Origin of the sequence: Desulfosediminicola sp. (assembly GCF_048381775.1) — a bacterium.
Lineage (GTDB): Bacteria > Desulfobacterota > Desulfobulbia > Desulfobulbales > Desulfocapsaceae > Desulfopila > Desulfopila ganghwensis.
In genome coordinates, this window is record NZ_JBLXGE010000031.1 from 1 (window position 1) to 7,806 (window position 7,806).

Below are 7,806 nucleotides of genomic sequence, written 5' to 3' on the forward strand. Positions count from 1 at the left end.
CAGCAACAGCGGCACTCACATCGTCCAGCGATGCTGCGGACAACTTCGCCAATGCAGCAATGTCATCCAGTAATCCTATCAAGCCACCTGTGGCCATGGATGCTTCCTTCGTGAATAACAGGTGTAGATAGTAAAGCATATAGCGGGGTGTACAGAGAATCTTATTGAGCAAGTGCTACTAGTCCAGCAGGGGGATCAACAGGCTACTATTCGGAAGAGCCTAAATATAGCAACAGGGTTCAACGAGAGTTGGTCAATTATCTTGTGGTCATAATCAGCAACATAAGATACCTAAAAATCACAACATTACAACCGTTCCTTTACACATAGACCCTTCTTTAAGTTAAAGATTATAAACTCCTATTTATCTGCTGCATTCATATATGATTTTCTCTTAATTACTTTCAACTACGGCTAGAAGTGAGGTGTTCGAAGAAATTTTGGTAATATATGACATAATTGAAGAGTAGAAAGATGAATACTGAATTTAAAACTATAGCTTATAGCTTCGACTGAAAAACTTATAATGAAACGGAGCTTTTATCCTTAACCCTACTAATAAGTATAGCACCTGTATCTTCTAGCATTCCTAAGCATCATCATAATCTAGCTTCGCATCCCTGCTTTTCCGGCCTAACCATTAGCTTATCATTGCCCTTCGTAGCTCTGCATTGACCACCTTTCAGAGGTCAGTCCATTTTTATAAAATATAAACTAACTAGATCATTGGTGTTTTATTGGTACTATGCAGATATGTGCAAAAAAGCACCCTAAAATATTGATAAAAAAATAAAGGTCAAGGTTAAAAATCAAGCCACATGTTTTTGAAGGTAGTCAGCAGCATCCTTTGAACTATCGACAACTTCAAAAGAAACATCTAAGTGATTCGCGACACCTTCAACTTCCTTATAGCTTCTTAGTCTTTTAGACTTAGACCTATAACCTTGATCAATCATGACCACTAAAGAAACCTGCCCGTATTGCGACTTAACCATACTAAGATCAAGACAAGAAACCTCAGCCTTATATATTCTACTATTCTTTTTAAAAACAAAGAAATTAACCGCCAAAGCGCCAGAATCATCTGCAAAATCAAAATTTTTAATCGCTCCAGAAACTCGAAGCTGTCGATTAAAAAAACCAGCCAATCTGGACTTTCTTTTAATCAATTGATCCTGAACAAAGTCTGTGAACTCTTTTTTAGGCTCAGCAGGCGTTGACTCTTTACCATAAAATTCAAGATAGCTAAAAAATGAAACTTTCTTCAAAGCTCTAGAGTGCATTTCTCCTATATCATAGCCTTCTATCAAGCGTCTATTACCTAAATACACTCCTGAAGTAATCTCTAAACCACCAACTGCAGCACCTCCTTTTAAAAGACGGACAGCATATTCACATGCGTGCCGAGACAAATTCCCAACTGCGACTTTACGATCATCAAAAAGTGCTTCAGCTAAATCTTTTCTTAGCGATTTTTTATAGAAAAACTCATTCTCTATATTTTTATAACATATACCCACACAAATTTTTTCATCAGAATCCAGTATAGGTTCCAAGTAAACCGGCCACCAATTTAAAATAAATTTACTTTTCATAAGGGGAAACCCATTTGATTAAATTTTTGACTATCACATGTTCTACTTGCTAAACTGAGTATATCTCTGGATCTATAGCAATAAGTAAGCGCATCTACTTTAAGATCTCGCTTACTACCCACCTTTAGCTTTTCATAAACCTCTACCAAGTCTTTCCAGAGCACGCTATATGCTAAATTTGGAAAACCTTCATAACCCTGTGATTTTAGAAGTTCAAAAACTTTTCTTTCTAGACGTCTAAAACTTAGTTCGCTTGCATTTTTTGCAATCGACCACATCCAGTTATTATCGCCCAGCTCTTCTCCTACATGCCTACTACAAAGAATGTTTTCGTGATCAATTAAGCATATATTTTCACCATCATACAGAATATTTTCATGATGCCTATCTTGATTAAATAGAACCTCATCAAAAATCCCCATCAGGGCAACATCATTTTTCTTCAAAAACTCCTCAGCAACTTTTTCACTTTTAAAAAATTCTCCTGAAAAATTACGACTCATGTCAGGATACTGCTTGATTTCCATAGCAAAACAGTAGCTTTCACTAAGCTTTTTACCGCCACCACTAAAACTATAATCTTTAGGAATATAAACTAAATAAGGTTTAGGGGTTGAGATATTGAAAAACTCTGCAAGGAACACCGCAAAAAATTCTCTGAAAGCAAACCTAGGAGGAAGTGTAGGCTTGAGATAAACGCTGACGATCTCTCCGTCACTCTTTTCCACATCTCCCTTATAAATACCCCAACTGGAAGTCAGTTTAGATAATTCCATACCTGCCAGGAGAACACCCTCACTCAAGCTCATCACTAGATCTCTTAACAGTTAGATTTTTGTCTACCCAAACAATAGCTCAAAAAATAACAACAAAAAAGCCTGCTTATTCGCAGGCTTTAATAACTCAACTCACTCCCGAAAAATCACTCCCACTCTAACATCAACAAGAAGAAAATACTCTTAATTAACAGATATTTATAAAATCACTTACTATCGATACCATTATCTATGCCATGTTCAGATTTTTTTGATTCTTTCTGCTCGTCGACGCTTTAGTTCACCTTTGGCCCAAGCTGACGATTCTGCCATGTCTCGCCGTAACTCTACTAGCTCCTCAGGGGTCAAACGACGCACATTAGCCTCAGTACCACTCGGGCTGTCATCGTCTAGAGAGGCGGATTTTTTTGAGATATCGGCCATAAAAGCACCTTTAGAGTCAGAAAGGGATGCTGTCATCCAAGCTCGTCTTCTGAGCCTTCTCGTAGATCACCGCCTTAGTTTTTATCTTTGTCTCCAAGCTCTTGATGAAACGGATAGAGGCTGCCACGTGATTGAAAATCAGCAAGCTTTCTTCATAGTTCAATATCGGATTGTCGTGAGCAAGACTTTTGTTATTACGCACATCGTTGAAAGCTTCCAGCACAGAAATACTGGACTTCAAGATACGCTCGGTCATCGCAGACTCAAGATGATTACCAGCACGTAACGCCTTCACATACTCTCCAAACACACTATGTAGCGGTTTGTCACGAGTGATTGTGATGCCGTGCGGCTCACACGTCACACGGATGAACTTGTTAACAAAGGTATGCAAGCGATCTAGCCCGCCTTCGGGCTGATTTTTCTCAATGGCTTCACGGACGTGTTCCGCCACTACCTCAAAGTCTCGCTCATCAGCGATAGCAGTCAACGCATCCAACTCTGCCACCGGCTGGTCGCTAAGAAGCCGCTGAGAGATTTTCCGGCAATCATCGGTCAGCAGAGAGTTGCTATCTCCAAAGCAGTCTTCTTGAACGCCGTAGGTGATCAAACCATCAATTACCCTGCCGGCGGTGTGATTAGGAGCAATATCCCAGAAGGTACGCATCCGCTTGGCCTTTGAGTCCCCACCCGTTCGATATATGGCCGCATCGATTTCAACGCGATAGTCCAAGAAGAACTCGGAATAGGTACGATCAGAGAAGTTCAGTACATACCCGCTGCCCATTCCAAGCAGTTTTTCGAGCTTACGCCGTTCGAATGCGCTCAGGTCTGCCATTCATTACTCTCCGAGACGTGCGGCTTCAGCAGCGACATGACCCGCCAAAGCAGTAACAAACGTCTTAAGGCTGGTCATTGATGACAGCTCAGCAAATTCGCCCGTATCCAGCGCACTCCGCTCTGCAGTTAAGACGGCTGCTGTTGTGTACAACCGCTCCTGAACCAGCCGCTGACATAGGAGGTCATACCTCTTGAGATAAGATGCACCATTGAACTCCTCAAACACTGGGAAATGTGGTGATGCATTGCGGACAGGCTTGCGCGACGCCGGTGCATCCTCGACCACCATCAACCAGCCAACAAAGGGGCGTGGCTGCTTACCAAAAGCCTCTTCACGAAAAGCTGTCCAAAGATCATGGGCTGTCCCGATAGCCTCCTCGGTTCTATTGTTGAAATTATTTCCGAATGAGGGGCCAACCTGACTTTTCAGTTCGACAGCGGCAATCAGCTCCCCTTTGTAGAGCACCAACAAATCCCACAATTTTGTTGGTCGAAAATAACCAGGCAATGTCAGCATTCTGCTGCTCTGGTGTATTTCAGCATGTGAGAGTCCATTAGCCCTGACGACATCGAGTATCAAGGCCAAAAAACCATCCATGTTCTTTCCAGCAGTTACGCCTGCCCGCTCACCTTGGTCGGCATTACCTGACTCTATCTGTTTCTGTCTTGCTGCTTCACGGTTACCCCAAAATGCTTTCACTGCCTCTCGGGCTTTTTCTTCGTAGTTGACGAGATCAAGTGCCATTTATTCTCCATTACCCCCGAGGGATGATCGTTCTTCGCGGCTCAAGCCGTAAAGCTTGAATACTGCCAAATTACATGCTTGTACGTCTCTCTTGATAGCTGCTTCGGCCAGCTCACGACGCATCGGTTCAGACACATCCTCCCACCTTGGGATACGAATCCGGCGCAGGTACTGCGCCTGGAAGCGCAAGAATCCTCCCCGCATTTTCGTTGAATAGGTCGCCACGAATAGACGTGTGACGGCGGACAGTAGCACTGCCTGCAAGGCTCTCAAATCCCAGTCATCGGACGTAACGTAATAGAGGTTGTGATGTGGATATAACTCACCGCCTTCATAAACAATATGAGCCTCCCCCTTGATGTCTGGAATCAGTAGCTTCGGCCTTGCGGCTAGTGCCGGATTAATGCGGTCAATCGTACGATACCACCTAGCAGGTGCTTTTTTCGCACAGTGCCGCCCTGCAATTACCTCTCGTCTAGCCTCAAGATAGCGCCGTAAACGCGGGTATTCGTCGAGATCAACCAGTCCGGCGGACTCGGCAAAGGGATTGACTACACCTTGCCCACGCCAGTGCACTTCACCACTCATAATGTCCTTTGTTGTCACCAGCGGTAGCTTACGGTCTGGCTCTACATCAAGCGTCTCGAACTCTCCTATGAACGCCTTATCAGCACCAGTCGCAACACCGATCCCAACCTTACATCCCACATCTTCTAGCAGAGGAAAAACACTCTCCAGGCGGCGAATCAGTGCCATCTGGTCGGATGACTCCAGCAGCCACGGCTCCGCGCCGTTAGTCACGCGAGCAAGTTCGCGTACTTGGCTGGGTCCTTTCGGCAATGTAGGGGCTGTAAGCAAACCAGCCAACGTGCTCAGCGTCGCCCGGTCAATGTCCGGACGGTGAGCGATGCGCGTTGCTCCCGGAATTTCACGGCTGATAATAGTGATGGCAGGATAGGCGATCACAGCAGAGTGGAAAGCCGGTGTGTCCACCATGTCGACATAAAGTTTTAGATGGAAACCCTCAGCTACAAGGCTGCGCAGCGGCCCACCATAGCGGTTCTTCATCCAGCGATCCGCGCAGATGAAGCCCAAGTTGCCACCATCCGACAATACCGATAACGACCGTTCGATAAACGGAATATAAATATCGGCCCGATCAAACATCGTCAGATAACGACTGCGGTATTCGGCAAGCAGCGGTGCCGGGATCAACTCCTGACGGACATAGGGCGGGTTGCCTACCACGAAATCAAACTGTCCTTCGAGTGGTGCCAGCAGGAAATCACCCTGTGACAGCCAGCAATCAGCCAAAGCAGTCGAAGCATCCTCAGCGATCCCGTGGCGATTAAGCAACGCGACAACGGCGGTATAAGTGCTGCGAAAGGTTTCGTGATGCAACTCCACCGCTCGAATCGCATCAGCCAGTTCATCGAATGCAGAACCATTCGGCCTGGCTGCCCGCCATGTGCATAAGAGCCGATCTATGATCGGCAGCAGAAAATCTCCTCCGCCGAAGGATGGTTCTAAAAGCCGCTTTTTATGGAGGGGTTGATCTTCCGTGTATCCAGCTAGATCCAAAATGAAATCAACCACTTCTGGACGCGTAAAAATCGCTCCACGGGCTTCGTGTCCCCCTCCTATCGCCATTGCTTCACTCGCGGCCATAACAGGACAATTAAGCTCAGACTCCTGAGCAGACTGTTGTATTTTTTTTGTAGAGCCAACCTCTAACGATTGTTGGAGCATTAAAATTCCTCATTAACGCGGCGTGACGACACCGACGTACTTGTACAGGGTAGTGCGCGAAATGCCATAACGGCGGGCAACCTCGGCCACCTGAATATCTGGATCACGCAACAACGCCTTGATTTCTCGCACTTGCCGGTCGTCTAACTTTGGCTTACGCCCCCCGAGCCGCCCACGAGCACGGGCTGCTGCCAGCCCGGCCTGGGTCCGCTCCCGAATCAAGCTACGCTCGAACTCAGCAAGCGCCGCAAAAACATGAAACTGCAGCTTGCCCGCCGCGCTCCCGGTCTCGATCTGTTCGGTCAGGCTCTCAAAATGCACACCACGCCGCTCTAGGTCTGCAACAATCGTTACTAAGTCAGGTAGACTACGCCCGAGCCGATCAAGTCGCCACACTACGAGGGTATCCCCTTCTCGAAGTGCCTTACGACACTGATCAAGCTCAGGACGAGCGGCATTCTTACCGCTGGCCGCTTCTTCGTAGATCACGCTACACCCAGCCTGCGCGAGCGCATCGCGTTGCAAGTCTAAGTGCTGGTCGTCCGTCGAAACGCGGGCGTATCCAATGCGTTGATTCATGGACATTCTCAACATTGAAAACTTAACGGGTATATTAACAGAGCAGAATAGCCAGAGAAATGAAAAAATATGGTGGCTCTCTATGTCCAGAAAACCACCGTTTGATGAACACTACGAGGAAAAACTTAGCTGCTAAAACAACATGATGACCAACCGTTTTAGTGCGCGAATCCCTGACCCACGTTGCCGAAGGCAACTAGAGAACATTAAACTGGCTTGATGATGGCAACGGTCGGTAAAAGACGGAAATCCCCGAAACAGGTTGAGATGACTGCATCCAGCGTTCGCAACTGATTGCGGCTACCTGCATTCATAGTCACAGCTCAGACCTCGGCATGACTACCTTGGTCATGACCTTACCCATTTCCTCCTGCGTCGCCTCGATCTTACTGAGAACAGCAAGGATTGTTGACTGGCCGAACTGGGCGGTTCGCACGTCATCGGTCAGCCATAGCTTCAATAGGCCACCCAAACGACCAAGATCGCCGTTGATTCGAGCCAACTCCCGTACCTGCTCACAATCGACCACACCCTTGATCTTGTAGCCCTGGCCAACCTCACGCAGATAACGCGCAGCGCTCATGCCTGCTCGCTTTGCTTGCGCCTCGATATGCTCCTTTTCCTCGGGTAAGCAGTACACCTTGATAGGCGTACTGCTCTTCCTCGTTATTCGTTTTGCCTTATCGTTCATCATCTTTTGCCTTACCTCCTTGTTACCTGGCGGATAGTGTCCAACGCCTCCTGGAAGTCCTCCGGCGTCGCTCGACCAGTTTCAGCCTGGTAGTACAGGATCGTGAACATATTGGCGACGGCTTCCGCAACGGGCGAAATCTGCCGGGCGGTTTCCTGGTCGATGAACTCCAGGGCGGCCAGCTTGGTCGCTGCCTGATGAATTGCTTGCTGAACTTCGATATTATGTGTGGTTGTCATGTGTCACCTCTCTGTCAGGTGGTATGTGGAAATGCGGGCCGGTGCACCATCACCGGCCCGTGTGCTTTCTAACTACTTGCGTCGGCCAAACGGCCAGCGTCTCATTTTGTCGATTTGATCGACCGATCTCGTCATGTCCTTGTAAGCACGCCCGGCCACCCTGTTTTGG

General features: G+C 47.0%; 8 protein-coding genes. All 8 read right to left on the bottom strand.

Annotated elements, in window-relative coordinates; all coding sequences use genetic code 11:
- Nucleotides 1-809 precede the first annotated feature (809 nt).
- The 8 genes from ACN5NT_RS23720 to ACN5NT_RS23755 all read right to left on the bottom strand — a co-directional run bounded on the left by ACN5NT_RS23720 (nucleotide 810) and on the right by ACN5NT_RS23755 (nucleotide 7,637).
- Complete coding sequence (locus tag ACN5NT_RS23720; protein WP_417862116.1) at nucleotides 810-1,595, bottom strand: hypothetical protein; 786 nt, start codon at nucleotides 1,593-1,595, stop codon at nucleotides 810-812.
- Nucleotides 1,592-2,404, bottom strand: coding sequence for a hypothetical protein (locus ACN5NT_RS23725; protein ID WP_417862114.1), 813 nt, complete (start codon nucleotides 2,402-2,404; stop codon nucleotides 1,592-1,594). Before ACN5NT_RS23725 ends, ACN5NT_RS23720 begins: the two co-directional genes overlap by 4 nt.
- A gap of 406 nt (nucleotides 2,405-2,810) precedes the next feature.
- Nucleotides 2,811-3,632, bottom strand: coding sequence for an abortive infection family protein (locus ACN5NT_RS23730; RefSeq protein ID WP_417862110.1), 822 nt, complete (start codon nucleotides 3,630-3,632; stop codon nucleotides 2,811-2,813).
- A 3-nt stretch (nucleotides 3,633-3,635) separates the two neighbouring features.
- A complete protein-coding gene (locus tag ACN5NT_RS23735; RefSeq protein ID WP_059120113.1) occupies nucleotides 3,636-4,379 on the bottom strand; it encodes a PaeR7I family type II restriction endonuclease in 744 nt (247 codons plus the stop codon).
- The gene (locus ACN5NT_RS23740) at nucleotides 4,380-6,029 is read right to left on the bottom strand and encodes an Eco57I restriction-modification methylase domain-containing protein (protein ID WP_419177124.1); all 1,650 of its coding nucleotides are present in this window, start codon (nucleotides 6,027-6,029) and stop codon (nucleotides 4,380-4,382) included.
- Nucleotides 6,030-6,140: 111 nt separating this feature from the next.
- Nucleotides 6,141-6,707, bottom strand: coding sequence for a recombinase family protein (locus ACN5NT_RS23745; RefSeq protein WP_417862106.1), 567 nt, complete (start codon nucleotides 6,705-6,707; stop codon nucleotides 6,141-6,143).
- 316 nt (nucleotides 6,708-7,023) lie between these two features.
- Complete coding sequence (traJ, locus tag ACN5NT_RS23750) at nucleotides 7,024-7,401, bottom strand: conjugal transfer transcriptional regulator TraJ (protein ID WP_250935919.1); 378 nt, start codon at nucleotides 7,399-7,401, stop codon at nucleotides 7,024-7,026.
- Between the two features lie 8 nt (nucleotides 7,402-7,409).
- Nucleotides 7,410-7,637 carry a type I toxin-antitoxin system ptaRNA1 family toxin gene (locus ACN5NT_RS23755; RefSeq protein ID WP_054778411.1) on the bottom strand — a complete coding sequence of 76 codons (228 nt, stop codon included), beginning with the start codon at nucleotides 7,635-7,637 and terminating at the stop codon, nucleotides 7,410-7,412.
- Nucleotides 7,638-7,806: the final 169 nt, after the last annotated feature.

What these genes read in the sequence shown, in the direction of transcription:
- ACN5NT_RS23720 (WP_417862116.1), bottom strand. Translation starts at nt 1,595, where the DNA reads ATGAAAAGTAAATTTATTTTAAATTGGTGGCCGGTTTACTTGGAACCT.
- ACN5NT_RS23725 (WP_417862114.1), bottom strand. Translation starts at nt 2,404, where the DNA reads ATGAGCTTGAGTGAGGGTGTTCTCCTGGCAGGTATGGAATTATCTAAA.
- ACN5NT_RS23730 (WP_417862110.1), bottom strand. Translation starts at nt 3,632, where the DNA reads ATGGCAGACCTGAGCGCATTCGAACGGCGTAAGCTCGAAAAACTGCTT.
- ACN5NT_RS23735 (WP_059120113.1), bottom strand. Translation starts at nt 4,379, where the DNA reads ATGGCACTTGATCTCGTCAACTACGAAGAAAAAGCCCGAGAGGCAGTG.
- ACN5NT_RS23740 (WP_419177124.1), bottom strand. Translation starts at nt 6,029, where the DNA reads ATGGCGATAGGAGGGGGACACGAAGCCCGTGGAGCGATTTTTACGCGT.
- ACN5NT_RS23745 (WP_417862106.1), bottom strand. Translation starts at nt 6,707, where the DNA reads ATGAATCAACGCATTGGATACGCCCGCGTTTCGACGGACGACCAGCAC.
- traJ (WP_250935919.1), bottom strand. Translation starts at nt 7,401, where the DNA reads ATGATGAACGATAAGGCAAAACGAATAACGAGGAAGAGCAGTACGCCT.
- ACN5NT_RS23755 (WP_054778411.1), bottom strand. Translation starts at nt 7,637, where the DNA reads ATGACAACCACACATAATATCGAAGTTCAGCAAGCAATTCATCAGGCA.